The organism is Acinetobacter sp. C26M, assembly GCF_023702675.1.
Taxonomy (GTDB): domain Bacteria; phylum Pseudomonadota; class Gammaproteobacteria; order Pseudomonadales; family Moraxellaceae; genus Acinetobacter.
In genome coordinates this window covers 1,649,490-1,669,121 of record NZ_CP098478.1, presented here as the reverse complement: position 1 = coordinate 1,669,121, position 19,632 = coordinate 1,649,490, and the positions used below count along the sequence as shown (strand labels likewise).

The following is a 19,632-nucleotide window of genomic DNA, read 5'->3' as shown; positions in this document are numbered from 1 at the left end:
CATGGCACTGTTAATTACCAGTGCATGTATCAATTGTGATATGTGCTTGCCTGAATGCCCCAATCAAGCGATTAATGAAGGTGCAAAAGTCTATGAAATCGACCCACAACGTTGCACTGAATGCGTTGACTTTTATGAAGTACCCACCTGCCTTGCTGTCTGTCCCATCGATTGTATTCAGCCTGACCCAGCGTGGGTGGAATCCCATGATCAACTGCTTATAAAATTCAATAATCTTAATCTATTCAATCATTAAAGATAAACCTCGAGATAGGCACAAGCATCGTTATAAAATTACAAAGTGCCTATCCTGCTTTCATTTAACGCACTTCATCCTGATTTTACTATCGAGCATTCGCACTGGCATCAAAATTGCTAATTAGTATTACGTTTTATTCAATCAGTATTACTACGGGTGTGCACCTATGCATCATTCAGTATTGTCAAAAAGGAAAAAGCTTTACTTGAGTTTGGGATCTTTTCTGATTCCCATCCTGATCTGGAGCTGTGTCAGTTACTTACCTTTTATCTGGCATCCACAAGTTCAAATTACCAATACAGGCTCAGCCACTTATCTACAGGCAGGGACCCGAATAGATAAGCAGGCTTATTATGCAGAGGCTCAAGATGCCGTCAATCAAGGCAAAACACCGCCTACAGGTATTCTGGTCAATCCGATTTATTTGCCTGCTCCGCATCAAGTGGCGAAAGCACTGTTCACTTCGTTTACCACGCCCCCGCAACAGGCCGATGCACCTTGGTTACATCAAAGCCTGTGGCACAGTATCAAGATTGTATTTACGGCGTTTTTTATCTCTTCATTGATCGGTGTGCCGCTTGGCATTCTGTGTGGCTTTTCCAATACCATCTCTAAGCTAACTGAACCCTTTGTCGAGTTCTTTCGCTACCTGCCTGCACCTGCCTTTGGGGCATTGGCGGTGGCGATTTTAGGTATTAATGATGCCCCGAAAATTGCCATTATCGTGATTGGGACCTTATTTCAGCAAATTTTGATTATTGCCAATACCACCCGTATGGTTGATCGCGGCTTGGTTGAAGCAGGCTACACCCTAGGCACTAATAAGCTCAAAAGCCTGTTTCATGTGGTGATTCCTGCGGCACTACCCGACATTTATCGTGATCAACGTGTCTTATTGGGTTGGGCGTGGACATATTTGATTGTATCGGAACTGATTGGTGCGACCTCAGGAATTACATGGTTCATTACTCAGCAAGCGCGTTATCAAAATTTCGATAATGTTTATGCAGCCATCTTGATTATTGGGGTGATCGGACTGTTGTGTGATTTGATTTTAATGAAATTCGGCAGCACCCTGTTTAAATGGAAAAAAGGAGTATAAATATGACGGATAATTTTGATGCCAAAGCCTATTTTAAGCATATTTATACGCTCCCTGTGATGCTAGAAACCAAGCAACTGACACAAATTTTTAAACATGGCGCATCTGAAAGAATCGTACTCAACCAGATCGACCTTCGTATTCATAAACGTGAATTTGTCTGTGTAATTGGTTCTTCAGGGTGTGGCAAATCAACCTTAAGCCGTGTGGTTGCAGGTCTAGATGACTATCATAGTGGTGAAGTTCTGATTGAAGGACAAAAGATTAAAGGCCCAAGTTCAGAACGAGGCATGGTCTTTCAAGGTTACACCTTATTTCCATGGAAAACGGTCAAAGAAAATGTGATGTTTGGCCCCTTGATGAAAGGCATCAGTCAAACCCGTGCCGAAGAAATGGCGCGTGAATGGATTAACATTATTGGCTTAGAAAAATACGAAAATCAGTTTCCACATGAGCTTTCAGGTGGGATGAAACAGCGTGTCGCCATTGCCCGTGCCTTGGTCAATGAACCCAAGATATTACTCATGGATGAACCTTTTGGCGCACTCGATCCTTATACCCGCCAAAAAATGCAAAAGCATTTGATGGACTTATGGCAAAACATTGATATCACTATTTTATTTGTCACGCATGACATGGATGAAGCCATTTTACTGGCAGATCGCATTGTGGCTTTAAAAGCTAATCCGGGTGAAGTCAAAGAGATTATCGAGGTCAATTTACCACGTCCACGAACTATGGAACTGATGCATTCCCCTGAATTTAAACAACTAAGGGAGCGTGTTGATCTGTTGGTACATCACCAAGAGGAAGCCCTAGATCCCGCTTTACAGGATTTACCTAAAATTCCACGTATGACCCAAATGAGTACACAGAAATAAAATAGCGTTTGGGACGACCCAATCTGCTTCATTTATTGCTGGACGACCAGCCAATGGTGAATCTCATGTATTGCTGGACGACCAGCCAATGGTGAATCTCATGGACCATGATTATGTGTTGCCCTTAATTGATATTTCACTCCTCAACAGCGCGAGTTTAAAAGACCGCAAACAGGTGGTGAAGCAACTTGATCAAGCCTGTAAAGATATTGGCTTTTTATACATTCAAGGCGAACAATTTCAGCCCGAACTGTTCGATCAGTTAAAACAAATCGCGCAGCAATATTTTAGCCAAGACCAAGCCACTAAAATGCAACATTATATTGGCCTTTCCGAAAATCATAGTGGTTATGTGCCGATTGGCGAAGAACAGTTCAAAGCCAATGTCTATGATCTAAAAGAATCCTATGACATCAATTATGACTATCTCGGTGAGCAGCATCGTCGTCCTTTACTCGGCCCAACGCTATGGCCTGAAGATGCCCACTTTAAACACACCGTTTTAAATTATTATCAACATATCAAAGCCATCGGCAATCAGCTGTTTAAAGCCTTTGCTTTGGCACTTGATTTGAATGAGGACTTTTTTGAACCGCATTCAAAGCATGCACCAAGCCAATTGAGGCTGATTCACTACCCTTACAATCCCGAGGCAGAAGATCAATCAGGTATTGGTGCACATACCGATTATGAATGTTTTACCCTTTTATTTCCAACGGCTGAAGGTTTACAAGTACTCAATAAACAAGGCGAATGGATCGATATTCCCTTAATCGAAAACACCATGGTGATGAATATTGGCGACATGATGGAAATCTTATCCAACGGTCGTTATCTGGCAACTAAGCATCGTGTAAGACGGGTACAGCAAGAGCGTTACTCATTTCCGCTGTTCTTCTCCTGTGATTATGACTATCTGATTCAACCACTGATTCCTAATGAAGCGCCGTTATATCCGCCAATGAAAGGTGGTGAGCATCTATTTAATCAAACCGCTCAAACTTTTATGTACCTCAAGCAACGCATTCAGTCGGGTGAGTTGGTACTTGAAAATGCCCGTCCGCTGTACTCCTTTGGTTTAAATGAACAAGGAGCAAGCGAATGAATCTAATCAACTTATTAGCGCAACTTGAGCCAACAGTAATTGATGATCACTTGCCCTTACCTCGCTATTTATTGCGATGTTTCAGACGTAAAAGTATCAGCTTCTTCAATGGCATGACCGATGAAAAGACCATTGTATATTGGTTTCAGTCCAAATCTTTTAGCATTGATCTACGACTGGTCGATGCCAATCAAACTACAGTGCATGAGCGGCAAGGATGGATTGGCGATACTTTATGGGATTCAGAGCGAGAATTACTCTCTTGGCAGGTTCATCAGAACTATCAGAATCATATTCAATGGCCTGAACCTGCTAAACTTTACCCAATAGGTAACAGTATTTTAGAGTTTTCACCTTCACATGCGTATGTAGAAGATTGGAGGCAACAGGCTCAACAGGGCTTATTGCTCGGTTTACGACTCTTCCAAATGCGACATGTAGCAACACAACAGATGATACCTATGGACGGTGGTTTGATTATGAGCGATCAACACATAGCTTATGTACAATCACGTCATCCACAACTGCAACATCTATTGAAAAATGACCCAATTGATCATCCTGAAAATGATCTCAAAGCAATTGAAAACTATGAAGTTTCGGTTGCTTTAAATGGTTCTTCTATTGGTTTTAGTACAATCACCAGTCGTTTGCAGCAATCGATTTCACTGGATGATTTTGAAATAGAAGATGTTAATACCCTGACCCAACTGAAACAGATTGAAGGTGAGCTGTATCAACTTTATTTTCATGTGGATATGTATCAACCTGATTTTGTATTTAATACCACAACAGCAACCACCACGGATACACAACACTGGTTGGATGCCGAGCAAAAGCATTTATTAAAAAATGCCACGCCAGCTTACTAATCCTGTTTCAATGTAATTGATTCTAGAAAGGACAATTAATGCTTTAAAACGATTGTCCTTCAGATTTCAAAATCCGAAAATAAAAAACCGCTCTTAATGAGCGATTTTTTATACATGAGAATCTCTATTTCAACTCATCCACCAACGCTGGATAAATCAAGCCATCTACGTCCACTTCAGTTTTATAAATCCCATTGCTGACATTGAACTGATTAACGTGATAGGTCGAACCGTAAATCGAATCAAAGCCTGTTCCCTTTTGGAACACTTTCTTATTCGCAGCAATATCCAGTAAATGTGTCCCTTCAATAAATTGCTCATATTGTTGAGGATCAACACCAACACGATTAGCCATGATTTTTACTGCATCTGCATGTGTCGCAGGGTCTTGGATATATTTAACTGTTTTATCCCACACTTGGATCAGCTTTTTCCAATCCTCTTTATGTGCAGATAAATGACTTGGATTCACCGCAAGCGTATCGTAGATTAAGCCGGGTTTATCTTTGGAACTATAAATGATCTTAGAGCTCGCAACGGCTTTTAAGGCTTGATTGGCAACGGGTTGCCAAACGGCAATTGCAGCAATATCCTGACTGCTAAACACTTGAGGAAGTTCGTTGGTTACTGAATTGACCAATTTAATATCTGAGAATGGAATCTTGGCATCGGTCAAAGCCGTCGATAACAACAGGTGATCGACTAATCCTTTTTCTGTAGCAATGGATTTGCCTTTTAAATCCTGAATGCTGTTGATGCCATTCTTGGCAATAATCACATCATTACCCGAAGAATAATCGGTCACCATAATGACCATGCCCTTGCTTCCACCCGAGGCATTGACTAAATTATCTCCATTGGTAATAAAAACCGCATCCAGTTGATTGGCAGCAAAGGCAGAAATTGAGGCAGAATAATCGAACCATTTAAATTCAACATTTAAGCCCGCATCTTTTAACCAACCCTTTTCAATTGCCACTTGCCAAGCCACCCAACCCGGCCAATCACTATAACCAATCGTCATTGGAGTCGTAGACATCGAATCTTTGGACTCCGTTGCTTTCTCTGCTGTTGGCACTTTAGCCGAATTATCACAAGCTGTAAGGCTGAGTCCCAGCAGAACTGAAACCGATAAAGTTGCTATTGCTTGCTTCATAATCACCCCATATTTTTTGAAAATTTTTCCCACATCTAAATCGCGTGTTTAGCGACAATACCGTGCTTCCTAATCGTTTTGCTGTAAGGGTGGCATCACAGCATCCATGAGCTCCAGATGCCCTTTAATCACCCCTTTTAAGGCAGTAAATTTCTGACTAATCTGTTTAAGGTCATTACTGCCACCTTGTAACAGCATGACTTCCAATATTTTCTGTTGATCCAGTTGAATATGTAATGAACTGATCACCTGTTCTAAAAATTTCTGCTGTAAGTCTAAGAGTTGCATACGCAACGGCATACAACTGGCGTCATAGAGCAAAGTCAGTGTTCCCACCATGACTGCATTTTGCTGTGCCTGTTCAGCAATGAGATGCTTGTTGATCATGTCGACAATCGCCTGAGAGCGACTTTCATAATGTTCTTCGACAATGGTTTGATCTAAGGCCTCAACCGTTTTTTCAGGGACGGTAATACTGATTCGAGTCAGTTTAGGACGCGCATTCATGATAATCTGACTACTGTTTAGGAAGCTGGGTTTGCTTTACATACAGCCCCGCTCGGACGCTCAGTAAATTGGCAAAACAGCGTACTGTAACTTTGAAATACTGAATTAGGATTGATTGCATTTTCATAACCACCTCAGCCTTAGTAATACCAAATTTATAATTCGTAATACTTAATGCAGTATCTATGCCAGTTTTTTAGCCAAATAAAGTAGGAAAAACCGTTTGAATTACTGAATAAATGCACATAAAAAAAGCCCGATGTCTCATCATAGGGCCTTTTCTGCATCATGAATTTGATTGCTATCCAGCAGGCGCAAGTGTGAATAATGCCTGTCCTGTTTTTACTGTTTGCGCTTTATCAATCAAGATACTATCAACTTTCATTTTTGCAGGCGCAAGGATTGGGATTTCAATTTTCATTGCTTCGATTACCGCCAAAGTTCCGCCTTCTTCGATAATATCGCCTACGGTACATTCAATTTTCCAGACCGAGCCTGGCATGTGTGATTCCACGATCATGCCGCCGCTCGGAACTGTGATCTCTGAATCATCCAGTACTGCATCCATACTTTCAGAAACATATTCAGCCAAGCCCGCTTCATGCCATCGACGGCGCTCGTCTTCAAAATTGCTTTGCTGAACCTGTTTAAAGGCCTGAATGCTACGTTCATTTTCTTTCAAAAAGGCGTTGTAGTCTTTGAGGTTCAGTACCCCTTCTTCAATCCGCAGTTGCAAACGGCCTGCTTTAAAGTCTTCACGCATTTCCAACAGCTCAGATTCAGACACTTCATAAAAACGGATCTGGTCAAAGAATCTAAGCAACCACGGCTTGTGCGGTTCAAAATTCGGATTTTGACGATAACGACTCCACACCTGTGTGGTACGTCCTACAAACTGATAGCCACCCGGCCCCTCCATGCCATAAACACACATATAAGCCCCGCCAATTCCAACCGCATTTTCAGGCGTCCATGTTCGAGCTGGATTATATTTGGTGGTGACTAAACGATGTCTCGGGTCTAGCGGTGTGGCAACAGGAGCACCCAGATAGACATCACCCAAACCCATCACCAAATAAGCCGTGTCATAGACTACATCTTTTACTGCTTGCTTCGATGCAAGACCATTAATACGGCGAATGAACTCGATATTATCGGGACACCACGGTGCATCTGGACGAACCAATTGCGTATATTTTTCAGTTGCAAGCTGCGTTTTTGAGTCTTCCCAAGCTAACGGCAAATACACAGTTCTAGACGGTACCTGCATATTTTCAATATCTGGTAATTCACTTTCAGCCACTTGTAACAAGCGCAGTAAATCCAGTTGCTCCAAAACCATTGAATCATAATGAATCTGCAATGAACGAATACCTGGGGTTAGATCAATGATGCCCTGAATATTTTGTTGCTGCACCCATTGCATTAAGGCATGAATACGGAAACGTAAATTGAGATCTAAGACCAGTTCACCATATTCCACCAACAAATACTGGTTACCTGCGGGACGATAGCTCACTTTCGGTTTATCAGTACCCTGATCCAAAGTCGCCAACACCGCATTTTTTAAGGTGACAGGCTCTGCTTTGAATATCGGTTCAAAATTAATCTGTGATGTGGTTTCATCCTGTAAGGCCGATTGATAACGTTGTTCCAGCTGTTGCGCCTGCGCATAACTAACAGGAATAAACCTCACTTTATCGCCTGCTTTGAGTTGCCCTAATTTCCATAATTCTGAGTTGATCACTACCGCAGGGCAAACAAAGCCGCCTAAACTCGGGCCATCAGGTCCTAAAATAATCGGCATATCCCCAGTGAAATCAATTGCACCAATGGCATAGGCATTGTCATGGATATTCGATGGGTGTAAGCCCGCTTCGCCCCCATCAATCCTTGCCCATTCAGGTTTCGGTCCAATCAAGCGAATACCAGTACGGCTCGAGTTAAAATGAATCTCCCAATCTTGATCAAAAAACATGGCAATATCATTTGGCGTAAAGAAATCAGGTGCACCATGCGGGCCATACATGACTGCGATTTCCCACTCAGTTTTAAAACTTGGGATTTGTTCAGGTGTTAATGCAACAGTTTGCTTGGTTTTCGCCTCAGTGATTGGCAACATATCACCAATCAGTAAGTTACGCCCTGCATGACCACCAAATTGCCCCAAGCTAAACGTGGCTAAACTGCCCAAATAAGCTGGCAGATTAAAACCATGTTTAATCCCGATATAACTACGGCAGCCGGTACTAATGCGACCGCATTTTAACACCTGACCTTTACGCACATTGATAGTAGACCACATCGCCACAGGCTGACCATCTAGACTGGCCTCCATCTCACCGCCAGTGATAGCAATCTGACTATCACAATGAAATTTTAAAGTCGGTCCAAGCAAGGTACATTCGAGACCTGAACTGTTAAATGCATTGCCCAATAATTGATTGGCAACATTCAAGCTTAATGCATCCATAGCACCTGAGGGAGGAACACCGACATCCCAATACCCCAAGCGTCCTGTTACATCTTGCACTGCGGTTTGAATACCGGCCTGTAACACCTCTATTTTTTGGGTTTTCCATTCAAAATGATTCAAGAAACGTGTGGTCTGAGTTCCTTGCTGAAACACGTTCCCACTAATAATTTCCTGTAAGTACTCGAGATTGGTTTCAATCCCTGCAATCTCCGTATTACTTAGGCTATTTTGCATGGCAGCAATGGCCTGCTCACGATCTGCTGCCGTGACAATAATCTTGGCAATCATAGGGTCATAGAATGAAGAAACATTCGAGCCTGTCTCCACCCATGTTTCTACCCGTGACTGAGCATCAAATTTGACGCTGGTCAATAAGCCCGCGCTGGGTTGAAAATTTTTGATTGGATCTTCGGCATATAAACGCACTTGAATCGAATGACCTTTGGGTGGCGCAATCTGTTGCGGTGCATGCCAATCCCCACTAGCTAAGGTCACCATCCATTCAACCAGATCAACACCATAAACCTGTTCCGTCACCCCGTGTTCCACTTGCAAACGTGTATTCACTTCTAAAAAGTAGAACTGTTGTGTATCGGTATCCATCACAAATTCAACCGTACCTGCAGAACGATATTGCACCGACTGCATCAATTGAATTGCTACCTGTTGAATATAAGTGCGTTGCTCATCATTCAAATGTGGTGCCGGAGTTTCCTCAATCACCTTTTGGTTACGACGTTGTACTGAACAATCACGCTCCCCCAGTGCAATGACAAGGCCTTGACCATCACCAAAAATCTGTACCTCAATATGACGAGCATTTTCGACAAATTTTTCTAAATACAGTCCTGCATCTTTAAAATTCGCTTGCGCTAGATAGGAAACGGTTTGATAAGCTTCTTTTAGTTCCTGTTCATTCCACACCAAACGCATGCCAATACCGCCACCACCTGCGGTGCTTTTTAACATCACGGGATAGCCAATCTGATCGGCTTGAAGCAATGCATCATTCAAGTCGATGAGCAACTGACTACCCGGTAGTAAAGGCACATTGTTCTGGATTGCTAATGCTCGTGCGGTATGTTTTAGACCAAAATCACGCATTTGCTGTGAGGTTGGACCAATAAAGGCAATGCCCTGTTGCTCGCACAGATCACAGAATGTGGCATTTTCAGATAGGAAGCCATAACCAGGATGAATCGCTTCGGCCCCAGTTTGCTGTGCTGCGGCAAGGATTTTTTCAATATTTAAATAGCTTTGCTGTGCAGGCGAATCACCGATAAAAATCACTTCATCAGCTAAACTGACATGCAAGGAATCCCGATCCGCTTCGGAATAGACGGCAACCGATTGAATCCCCAGTTTTTTTAAACTACGAATGACGCGACAGGCAATCGCACCCCGATTGGCAATGAGTACTTTTTTAAACATTATGCCACCTCACACGTCACTTATAACAAGTTGGATTTTGGTCGGGTTATAGGCATTGCAAGGATTATTCAATTGCGGACAATTCGAGATCAAAACGATCAGATCCATTTCCGCTTTGATCTCGACATATTTACCCGCTGCAGAAACCCCATCTTCAAACTTTAAATAACCTTCAGCAGTCACAGGCACATTCATAAAAAAGTTAATATTGGGGCCAATATGACGGACATTGAGCCGATACTTTTTGGCAATCGGATGCTGCGCCAAGGCATACATGAAATTATTGCGACAACTGTGCATCGAATATTTATCATGCGCATAACGTACCGTATTGCTTTCACATGAACATGCGCCGCCTAAGGTGTCATGTCTGCCACAGTTATCTTCGACAATCGTAGCGATGGGACGGGCAAAATTACTAAATAAAGTCGTGCCTTTTTCCAGATAAAGTTGTTGATTTTGCGCCAAGGTATCGGTTGCGCTATAACGCTCTTCAACATTGTTGGCGCTGATAAATAAGGTATCAACGGCTTGGTTGCCTTCCAAATCAATAATACGGAAGTACTGACCTTGCTTCACTTCGCCCATCCATGCTTCGCCTGCAAGGCAAATCTCGTCTAAAACAATCTGTTCAATTTTTGCTGATGCTGTCATTTTCTTGCTCCCTATCTTAATTCGACAATGCGTAATAGCGTGTGTTATTGGCAAAACCGCGCTGATTTTGAGCACATGAATCCCGACAGACATCTTGTTCAGTTAAGGCATTTGCTTTGAATAGACGAAGTTGGATATCGGAGGGTTGATAATGTGTAGATGAATCGAGTGCATGCGGTGCTGCAGAAAGAAAAACCAGACAATCCATTTCAAAGCGCAGTTCAATCTTTTGCTGTTGATTATCGTCTGTGACGTAGCTTAATCGGCCATGATCATCAGGCTGGACTTTTGAAAATAAATTTACCGTTGCGCTCAAATCGGCTTGGCCTAGACCAAATTTGGTCAATTCCACCAATAAACTATCTAGACCATTTTGATGCATGTCATTACGCGCATCCTGAAAGTTTTTTTTGCCAAAATGTTGTTCAATTTGCTGTGCCGTACTCGGGCCACAAAACACATCATTCCAGCCATGTTCATCTTGAACAATGGAGGCCATCACGCGACCAAGATCAGAATACAGAACATGGCCTGTCGAGAGAAAAGCGGTATGTTGCGCTTTTACGCTATCAGGCATATTAAAGCGTTCGAGCTTGTCATCGGCGTTAACACAATACAATGACACATTGGCATGATACCCCACTGCTTCAAGCTGTAAAACTGCACCGCGTTGAATGCGACCAGACCAGTGATGCCCACCGGGTAATATTTCTTGCCACAGTATTTTATTGTCGTGATAGAACGATTGATTCATAACAAACCTCTTTCGGATGCTTAACCTCGTTATGGCAATATGCCTGTCCTCCCGGGCTTTTATCCCTCCGTGTAGTTCTATCGAACCGTTATCTCTCGGACCAGCCATGTTTCCATACGGACACATCGGAACCCTAGACAACTTTATCTGTATTGGTATGAAGCAAAAGACATGCCAGCTTAGTAATACGATTTTTCATATTCGTAATATCAAAAGAATCATTTTTAGCTTGTTCAGAGTGCGGTTTTAAAAACAAAGCACCAATTTGATGCCCTTAGATAAGAATAATTGATGTTTTTTAAATTTTCTTTATGCATAAAAAAAGCGCCTTACGGCGCTTTCTTTTTAGATATACAAATTAGTTTGCATACACTGGGAATTTTGCACAAACAGCTTCAACTTTAGCTTTTACGTCAGCGATAACTTTCTCGTCACCTTTGCTGTCGATTACGTCAGCAATCCAACCTGCAAGTTCACGTACTTCAGCTTCACCAAAACCACGAGTCGTCACTGCTGGCGTACCAATACGGATACCAGAAGTTACGAACGGAGAACGCGGGTCATTTGGAACCGCATTTTTGTTTACTGTAATGTGAGCAGCACCTAACCAAGCATCAACTTCTTTACCCGTTACGTCTTGTTTGATCAAAGACAATAAGAATAAATGATTTTCTGTACCACCAGAAACAACATCAAAGCCACGTGAAATCAACACTTCAGCCATAGCTTGTGCATTTTTCACAACTTGTTGTTGGTAAGTTTTAAACTCATCCGACATTGCTTCTTTGAAACAGATTGCTTTAGCAGCAATTGCATGCATCAAAGGACCACCTTGGTTACCTGGGAATACAGCAGATTGAAGTTTCTTCTCAATTTCTTCGTTTGCTTTAGCTAAGATTAAACCAGAACGTGGACCACGAAGTGTTTTATGCGTCGTTGTTGTAGTAACGTCCGCAATTTGCACTGGGTTCGGATAAACACCTGCAGCAACTAAACCAGCAACATGCGCCATATCAACAAAAAGGTATGCACCCACTTTGTCAGCGATGTCACGGAAACGCTGCCAATCAACGATTTGGCTATATGCAGAGAAACCAGCAACGATCATGCGTGGCTTGTGTTCCAACGCTAAACGCTCTACTTCTTCATAATCAATTTCGCCAGTTTCAGTATTTAAACCATACTGAACAGCATTATATGTTTTACCAGAGAAGCTTACTTTAGCACCGTGAGTCAAGTGACCACCGTGAGCCAAGCTCATACCTAATACAGTATCACCTGGGTTAAGAAGCGCTAGGTAAACAGCAGAGTTTGCTTGTGAACCCGCATGCGGTTGAACGTTTGCATAGTCTGCACCGAACAACTCTTTTGCACGATCAATTGCAAGTTGTTCAATCACGTCCACATATTCACAACCGCCATAGTAGCGTTTGCCAGGATAGCCTTCTGCATATTTATTCGTAAGTTTTGATCCTTGTGCTTCCATTACAGCTGGTGAGCAATAGTTTTCAGATGCGATTAACTCAATATGCGCTTCTTGGCGTACGCCTTCAGAAGCAATCGCTTGAGCTAATTCTGGATCAAATTCAGCAATAGAGATATTGGCAAACATTAGCGGAGGGTCCTATGAATTAGGGCTTTTAAGCCGTGCTAAAGATTGGCACATATTGTAGCACGAAGTTTATGGTTTCACCGCTTGATATTTATTTAATTATTCGTGAATTTTACTCATCTTAATTGTTATGCTAACAACACAATAAAAAAGGATATCTAAATGGGATTAATCGATAAATTTTGGCCGAGTAAGAATCATACAACAACAAAAGAATCCACTCATCAATTACTAGAAGTTCCAGAAAATTGGGATTTTTATATGTGTGATTTAAATGGACAACCTGCAAGTTATTTTCTCAATCTGGCTTTGACGAGAATTGCACCGATATTAGATAGATCAACCTTGCTCTGGGTTGAGATAAAGATGAACCATTCAAGAGAGGATGGTCTATCTTCCAGTGAGGAATTTGATCACCTGATTGAAATAGAGGATCAACTCATCCCCGCACTTACGACCAGACTCCCTGCTCTCTATGTCGGTCGTTTGACTCATAATCACTTGAGATATTTCTACTTTTATTGCAAAGATGGAATAGATGTAGACCCTATTCTTCATAAAATCATGCAATCTTGTCCAGACTATAGTTATCATTTTGGCCAAAAAGTTGATTCAGATTGGTCAACCTATTTCAATGATATGTATCCAAATGAAGAAACCATGCAATCCATCTCGAATAGATCTGTCATTGAAGAACTTTTAAACCATGGAGATAATCTTGAAATTGAACGCCCTGTAGATCACTGGCTTTACTTCCAAAATGACACAGATCGAACTGTTTTTTCAAAAGCAATTCTATCTTTAGGCTTTGAAGTTATTCAGCAAGATCAAGTTGAAGCAAGTCAAAACTTTCATTATCAACTACAAATTTCCAGAATTGATTCTGTGAACCAACAATCTATTGATGCATGTACTACACAGCTAATTAAATTGGCTCAACAATTTAATGCTCAATATGATGGTTGGGAAACACAGATCATTAGAAATTAAACAACCTACCCAACTTACCTTTTACAAAGTAAGTTGGGCTGTTCCCTGCTCTTAATTATTCACAGGCATTGCCGTTTTTACATCATTGACAATATTAATAATATTCGCCTCGTAGGCAGTACCATGGTCCCACTTTACAGGACTATTATCATCAGTAATATACTGAATAGAAGTACCCTGTTGTTGCGCAGAATTCACCAAGGTATTAGTTGCCAATCGAGGAACAGTAGCGTCATTGGTTCCCTGATAAATAATAATTGGTGTAGTCACTTTGACCGTTAAAGGTTGACCATCTTTAGTGGTAAAGTTTTTAACAATAGGAAGGTTTAAGAAATTATCTTGGGTGCGACCATAACCATTTAAACTTCCTGTTGATTTATCATATAACGTCATACTGTACCCAAAGGCATTCCCGAGATCACCAGAACATCCTGTTTCGGCATATTTCTGTGCAAGTTCTGCCGTTGGATTTTTGAAAATTTGGCTGTATTGCAAGTCAGGATTTGAATTACGTAACCCTGCTGTAATCAGTGCAGTAAAAGTATCTAGACTGGCATAAACGGGAATCTGTACTGCTGATGGTTTACCTATAACAGACAGCTCTCCTAATGTTAAAATTAAATCCAGATTAGAAGCAGGTGCGATAGCAACCGTTCCTTTATAATCAAGCTTGGCCCGACTTTGATATTGTGCTGCACCTAATGCGGCTTGACCGCCTTGAGAATGCCCGACAGTCATCCATTGGCGAGAAACCAGCTTACCTTGACCAGCTAAATAATATCGCGCAGCAACCACTGCATCGGTAATCGAATAAGCTTCACTTTTTACATTTAAGAATGGATGTAGTTCTCGACTGCCAGGCTCCCCTAAACCCTCATAATCAGGTGCAACCACCACATAACCTGCTGCCAGAAATTGACTAATCATATCTTTAATAGCAGGACTAGTCGCATTACGGCTTGGTGCACATTGGTCTGCAACTCCCGTTGTACCATGTGCCCAAGCAACAATTTTCCATCCTCCAGTTGGCATTGGTCCACCAGGTACAAACAATAAACTGGTCGCCATGGTCTCTTTTCCATCTTGCCCTAACATTTTATAGGTCATGACCGAACTTTCAGAAGCCACAGCACCGAAGTCAGTCTTGGTATAAGCAACTGGAATACCAACCACAGGGTTTTGAATATTATTTTCTGGAATTTCTGGCTTAGGTATAAACGAAATATTGTCGTTGTCATCATCATTACAGGCTGTAAGTAACAAACTAGAACTCAGCAGTGCAACCGTTAGTAATTTCATATTCATGTCATGTTCCCTGATTTTTTATCGTTTTCATTTTAATGCTTAGTATTTCTTTTACTAAGGCAATTACTTCCATAAGAATGCGCTTAATATCAAATTGTTCAAGTATTTTTTCACTTTGCTGCTTATTTATTCAAAGTTGTTGCCAATTTTCTAAAAAATGAAATTGATACAACCTCATTCAATACTGCTTGTGAGAATTTCTTGTAAGATGTTCACATTCTCAACCAAGCTAGGCCAACTTTATGCAAGCAATCATCTTAGACACTGAAACACACACGCTGAATGGTTTGCCAATTGAAATTGCTTATGCTCCCATTGAAATTGAAAATGGAAAACTCAGTCTCGATAAAAAACAGATTTTTGACCAGCTTTATCAGGTCGGCCAGCCTATCTCGTTCGCGGCAATGGCAGTACACCATATTCTAGAATCAGATCTGATTGACCAACCTTTTTATAATGAGTTCAAACTTCCCGCTCAAACCACTTATATCATTGGGCATAATGTTGATTATGATGTTGCCGCAATTGCACGTTGTGGTGTTGACACCTCAAAGTTGAAACCAATTTGTACCTTAGCTTTAGCACGTCACGTTTGGGAAGATGCCGAAGCACATAATATTTCTGCTCTAATCTATTTGATCTCAAAAGGCAGTGATAAAGCACGTGAAATGTTGAAAGGTGCACATCGCGCAGATGCTGACATTATCTTAACAGCCAACATCTTGATGCATATTATTCATCAACTCAATATTCAAAATATCGAGCAACTTTATCTTGCCTCAGAAGAAGCGCGTATTCCCAAAACGATTACCTTTGGGAAACATAAAGGTACAGCCATTCAAGACCTTCCTGCCGACTATATTCAATGGTTGATGCGTCAGGATGATCTTGACCCATATCTGCGTAAAGCATTAGAGGCTAAACTGGTTAAATAAGAGTAAAAGTTCGCAATTTTTAGATTATTTGCCACTTAGTTTAAACAAGGCAATGATATTTAATAAATTGTTAACATTACTGTCATTTTTTAACCTTATCTTAATCTCCGTCTAGATCTTGATTTGGGGGAGATTAAGAGATGTCACATTTTTTTAAAACAGAGCTTGGGCAAACTGCCCTACAAGAACGTAGTATTGCATTGACTGCACGTCAACGTCGTCTACTACTTTTAATTGATCATGAAGATTTCAAAGAGTTGGATCAAGACTATAAGGAAAGGATTGCACCGACTGAACTTGTTCAACAACTGATTGATATGGGACTATTAGCAGAACAAGCATCACCTATTGTTCAAGAAGAAGCTATTGAACCCGAAATAAAAAGCAATGATCTCAAAACAACACCAGAGCCAGTTACAGCAGAAGAAGCAATCACAATTGTACAAAAACCGATTGCAGCTGAACCAAAACCAGAAATCGAACCTGAAATTATTGAATTAGAAAAATTGCCTTTTGTTGAAATCCAACAAGTCATGATTCAAACACTCACGACCTATTGCGGTCTGATGGCTCGCCCGCTCATACAAAAAATCCAATCCATCAACTCACTGCAACAACTTAAAGCTTGCCAAATGCAATGGATTACCTCCTTGCAAGAATCGCGGATTCCACCAAGTCAGTTGAATCAAACACTGAAGTTAATTAATTATTCGGTGCAACATTTATAGTTGGATATATAGAATCTTTATAAGCTAGCGATAAAATTGATGTTTTAATAAACAAGAAGTACCTTTATTAGAAGGTATATATTTACCTACTTGTATTTTTTGCCTATGATGTGGCACGCATACATGCGCTCATAGCTCAACTGGATAGAGTACAGGTCTCCGAAGCCTGTGGCGTGGGTTCGAGTCCCGCTGAGCGCACCATTGCATCTTCTTCTCTTCTATATATTCTCTCCTTTCTATAATCGTTCTGTTTTTAACACGCCATAAACCTATTTTTCTACTTGGTTTATTTTTTCATATCGCTCAAAATACCCGTTCTATTTAACAACGTGAGACGTTTATGACTGATGCTTTGGTGTTGAGCGGTTTGTCCAAAACTTATCGTAATGGTTTTCAGGCGTTAAAAGGGATCGACCTGACCGTACCTGAAGGTGAATTTTATGCATTATTAGGACCTAATGGTGCAGGAAAATCGACAACGATTGGTATCATCAGCTCTTTAACCAAAAAAACATCTGGTTCTGTTGAGATTTTTGGGCACAACTTAGATACCCATCCCTCTCATGCAAAACAATGTCTTGGTGTTGTTCCTCAAGAATTTAACTTTGGGCAATTCGAAAAAACTTTCGATATTTTAGTGACCCAAGCGGGTTATTACGGCATTCCTAAAAAGCTGGCTGAGCAGCGTGCTGAACATTATTTAGAAAAATTAGGTTTATGGGAAAAACGTAATATTCAATCGCGTATGCTTTCGGGTGGTATGAAACGCCGTTTAATGATTGCACGTGCGATGATGCATGAACCTAAACTGCTGATCCTTGATGAACCGACAGCAGGCGTCGATATTGAGCTCCGTCGTTCGATGTGGGACTTCCTCACCGAAATGAATGAAAATGGCACATCCATCATTCTCACAACACACTATTTAGAAGAAGCAGAAATGCTGTGTCGTCGCATCGCAATTATTGACCGCGGTGTGATTAAAGAAGATACCTCGATGAAAGGTTTCCTCAATCAACTGAATGAAGAATCGTTTATCTGCGATTTAGCCGAGCCAATCGAAACTTTTGACCTGAATATTATCGGTTTTAAATTTAATCTGATTGATCCAGTTACCCTAGAAGTAACAATGGATAAGGCGCATAGCATGAATGATCTGTTCCTGCTCTTACAGTCACAGAATATCCAAGTCAGCAGCATGCGTAATAAATCGAATCGCTTAGAAGAATTGTTCGTGAAAATGGTCGAGAAGAATCTTGCAGGAGCGGATCAATGAATTTCAGTCAATTACAAACCGCTCTCTGGACTTTAGTTGTTAAAGAAATTCGTCGCTTTATGCGAATCTGGCCACAGACCTTGCTCCCGCCTGCAATCACCATGAGTTTGTACTTTGTGATTTTTGGCAACTTGGTAGGTTCACGTATCGGTGAGATGGGCGGCTTTAGCTATATGCAGTTTATTGTGCCCGGCTTAATTATGATGGCCGTGATCACCAACAGCTACGCCAACGTTTCTTCAAGCTTCTTTAGTGCCAAATTCCAGAAAAGCATTGAAGAGCTGATTATGAGCCCAGTACCATTACATTTAATCTTATGGGGTTATGTAATTGGTGGTGTTAGTCGTGGTGTATTGGTCGGCTTAATCGTCACCATAATGAGCTTATTCTTTACTCACCTAGAAATTTATAATGTGTTTGTGACTATATATACAGTCATCATTACTTCATTATTATTTTCATTGGGCGGTTTCATCAATGCGGTCTATGCCAAGTCATTTGATGATATTTCAATTATCCCGACTTTCGTATTGACACCTCTCACCTATTTAGGTGGGGTGTTCTATGCCATTAGTGCATTAAGCCCATTTTGGCAAAACGTCTCTTTAGTTAATCCAATTGTATATATGGTCAATGCCTTCCGTTACGGTATTTTAGGGCATAGCGACGTTAATGTGACCTTCTCTTTAGGTATCGTGACGCTGTGCTGTGTTGTCCTGTATGCAATTGCATATCATTTATTAGCTCGTGGTTCAGGAATGCGTGAATGAGTGTTGAACATTCTTTATTGGGTAAAGACACCCAATACCCTACTCAATATCAACCAGATGTTTTATTTCCAATTGCCCGTGCTGAGTCTCGTCAACAGTATTTACATGTTGAGGGAATTACGCAGGGTAAAGACTGGTGGCATGTATTTGAAATCTCATGGCTGAACAGTTTTGGTTTACCGCAAGTCGCGATTGGCCGTTTAACCCTACCTGCAAGTTCTCCAAATTTAATTGAATCAAAGTCACTTAAACTTTATTTCAATAGCATGAACTTCACTCCATTTGAATCTCAACAGGCTTTTGTTGAAACAGTTGAACGTGACTTATCCAGTGCTGCTGGTGCAAAAGTTGAACTACAGCTGTTTCAGGTTGATGATTTAGAGATTTCTAAACCTAAAGGGATCTGTATCGACGATCTAATCCCTGAGCGTTTATCAGAACATCCTGATTCAACTTTATTGCAGTTAGATACGACCGCAGAAGATGACGTTGAAATTGAGCTGTACTCGCATTTGTTAAGAAGTAATTGCCCTGTGACGGGTCAGCCAGACTGGGGTACTGTTTTTATTCGTTTACAAGGTAAAAAGCCTTGTTATCGCAGCATTTTAGCTTATATTATCTCGTACCGTCAGCATAATGGTTTCCATGAACAATGTGTTGAGCAAATGTTTGCAGATATTTGGCAACTTTTGAAACCAGCAAAACTGATGGTCTATGCAACCTATACTCGCCGTGGGGGCTTGGATATTAACCCATGCCGTGTATCTGATTTGTCATGGATGCCCGAGCCAATTCGCTTGGCACGACAATAAAACGAAT

19 protein-coding genes, 1 tRNA gene and 1 riboswitch are annotated in these 19,632 nt (G+C 41.2%); of the genes, 12 read left to right on the top strand and 8 right to left on the bottom strand.

The features are described 5' to 3' along the window. The first annotated feature begins 1 nt into the window (after position 1). The 5 genes from NDN11_RS07485 to NDN11_RS07465 all read left to right on the top strand — a co-directional run bounded on the left by NDN11_RS07485 (position 2) and on the right by NDN11_RS07465 (position 4,219). Positions 2–256, top strand: coding sequence for a YfhL family 4Fe-4S dicluster ferredoxin (locus tag NDN11_RS07485; RefSeq protein ID WP_251111270.1), 255 nt, complete (start codon positions 2–4; stop codon positions 254–256). A 169-nt stretch (positions 257–425) separates the two neighbouring features. Beyond that, the gene (locus tag NDN11_RS07480) at positions 426–1,361 is read left to right on the top strand and encodes an ABC transporter permease (RefSeq protein WP_251111269.1); all 936 of its coding nucleotides are present in this window, start codon (positions 426–428) and stop codon (positions 1,359–1,361) included. A 2-nt stretch (positions 1,362–1,363) separates the two neighbouring features. Continuing rightward, positions 1,364–2,242, top strand: coding sequence for an ABC transporter ATP-binding protein (locus NDN11_RS07475; RefSeq protein WP_251111268.1), 879 nt, complete (start codon positions 1,364–1,366; stop codon positions 2,240–2,242). Positions 2,243–2,330: 88 nt separating this feature from the next. Then, a complete protein-coding gene (locus NDN11_RS07470) occupies positions 2,331–3,347 on the top strand; it encodes an isopenicillin N synthase family dioxygenase (protein ID WP_251111267.1) in 1,017 nt (338 codons plus the stop codon). Further along, positions 3,344–4,219 (top strand): hypothetical protein, encoded by an 876-nt coding sequence (locus NDN11_RS07465; protein ID WP_251111266.1) that lies wholly within the window; start codon positions 3,344–3,346, stop codon positions 4,217–4,219. The genes NDN11_RS07470 and NDN11_RS07465 overlap by 4 nt, the downstream gene beginning before the upstream one ends. Before the next feature lie 124 nt (positions 4,220–4,343). On the opposite strand, the gene NDN11_RS07460 is transcribed toward NDN11_RS07465, so the two are convergent. The 7 genes from NDN11_RS07460 to glyA all read right to left on the bottom strand — a co-directional run bounded on the left by NDN11_RS07460 (position 4,344) and on the right by glyA (position 12,809). After that, on the bottom strand, positions 4,344–5,375 hold the full coding sequence (locus NDN11_RS07460) for an ABC transporter substrate-binding protein (RefSeq protein ID WP_502801348.1): 1,032 nt from the start codon (positions 5,373–5,375) through the stop codon (positions 4,344–4,346). A gap of 69 nt (positions 5,376–5,444) precedes the next feature. Then, positions 5,445–5,882 (bottom strand): CopG family ribbon-helix-helix protein, encoded by a 438-nt coding sequence (locus NDN11_RS07455; protein WP_251111265.1) that lies wholly within the window; start codon positions 5,880–5,882, stop codon positions 5,445–5,447. 10 nt (positions 5,883–5,892) lie between these two features. Beyond that, the gene (locus NDN11_RS18245; RefSeq protein WP_502801347.1) at positions 5,893–6,009 is read right to left on the bottom strand and encodes a hypothetical protein; all 117 of its coding nucleotides are present in this window, start codon (positions 6,007–6,009) and stop codon (positions 5,893–5,895) included. Between the two features lie 174 nt (positions 6,010–6,183). Next, entirely contained in the window at positions 6,184–9,789 is a 3,606-nt protein-coding gene (gene uca, locus NDN11_RS07450; RefSeq protein ID WP_251111264.1) for an urea carboxylase, read from the bottom strand. A gap of 9 nt (positions 9,790–9,798) precedes the next feature. Next, complete coding sequence (locus NDN11_RS07445) at positions 9,799–10,443, bottom strand: urea amidolyase associated protein UAAP2 (protein WP_251111263.1); 645 nt, start codon at positions 10,441–10,443, stop codon at positions 9,799–9,801. Between the two features lie 16 nt (positions 10,444–10,459). Beyond that, entirely contained in the window at positions 10,460–11,197 is a 738-nt protein-coding gene (locus tag NDN11_RS07440) for an urea amidolyase associated protein UAAP1 (protein WP_251111262.1), read from the bottom strand. Between the two features lie 46 nt (positions 11,198–11,243). After that, positions 11,244–11,345: riboswitch (guanidine-I (ykkC/yxkD leader) on the bottom strand. 210 nt (positions 11,346–11,555) lie between these two features. Next, the gene (gene glyA / locus NDN11_RS07435; protein ID WP_005187674.1) at positions 11,556–12,809 is read right to left on the bottom strand and encodes a serine hydroxymethyltransferase; all 1,254 of its coding nucleotides are present in this window, start codon (positions 12,807–12,809) and stop codon (positions 11,556–11,558) included. A gap of 162 nt (positions 12,810–12,971) precedes the next feature. Here glyA and NDN11_RS07430 point away from each other — a divergent pair, with 162 nt between their 5' ends. Continuing rightward, the gene (locus tag NDN11_RS07430; protein ID WP_251111261.1) at positions 12,972–13,799 is read left to right on the top strand and encodes a DUF695 domain-containing protein; all 828 of its coding nucleotides are present in this window, start codon (positions 12,972–12,974) and stop codon (positions 13,797–13,799) included. 51 nt (positions 13,800–13,850) lie between these two features. On the opposite strand, the gene NDN11_RS07425 is transcribed toward NDN11_RS07430, so the two are convergent. After that, positions 13,851–15,104, bottom strand: a complete 1,254-nt coding sequence (locus NDN11_RS07425; protein ID WP_251111260.1) for an alpha/beta fold hydrolase — start codon at positions 15,102–15,104, stop codon at positions 13,851–13,853. A 242-nt stretch (positions 15,105–15,346) separates the two neighbouring features. On the opposite strand from NDN11_RS07425, the gene NDN11_RS07420 reads away from it, so the two are divergent. The 6 genes from NDN11_RS07420 (at position 15,347) to queF (ending at position 19,625) form a co-directional block, all read left to right on the top strand. Then, positions 15,347–16,039 carry a putative quorum-sensing-regulated virulence factor gene (locus NDN11_RS07420; RefSeq protein WP_251111259.1) on the top strand — a complete coding sequence of 231 codons (693 nt, stop codon included), beginning with the start codon at positions 15,347–15,349 and terminating at the stop codon, positions 16,037–16,039. Between the two features lie 140 nt (positions 16,040–16,179). Continuing rightward, entirely contained in the window at positions 16,180–16,767 is a 588-nt protein-coding gene (locus NDN11_RS07415) for a hypothetical protein (protein WP_251111258.1), read from the top strand. 125 nt (positions 16,768–16,892) lie between these two features. Beyond that, positions 16,893–16,968: transfer RNA gene (locus NDN11_RS07410), tRNA-Arg, on the top strand. Positions 16,969–17,107: 139 nt separating this feature from the next. Beyond that, a complete protein-coding gene (locus NDN11_RS07405; protein ID WP_005204396.1) occupies positions 17,108–18,043 on the top strand; it encodes an ABC transporter ATP-binding protein in 936 nt (311 codons plus the stop codon). Next, entirely contained in the window at positions 18,040–18,813 is a 774-nt protein-coding gene (locus NDN11_RS07400; protein ID WP_167246581.1) for an ABC transporter permease, read from the top strand. The genes NDN11_RS07405 and NDN11_RS07400 overlap by 4 nt, the downstream gene beginning before the upstream one ends. After that, positions 18,810–19,625 carry an NADPH-dependent 7-cyano-7-deazaguanine reductase QueF gene (queF, locus tag NDN11_RS07395; protein ID WP_251111257.1) on the top strand — a complete coding sequence of 272 codons (816 nt, stop codon included), beginning with the start codon at positions 18,810–18,812 and terminating at the stop codon, positions 19,623–19,625. Before NDN11_RS07400 ends, queF begins: the two co-directional genes overlap by 4 nt. Positions 19,626–19,632: the final 7 nt, after the last annotated feature.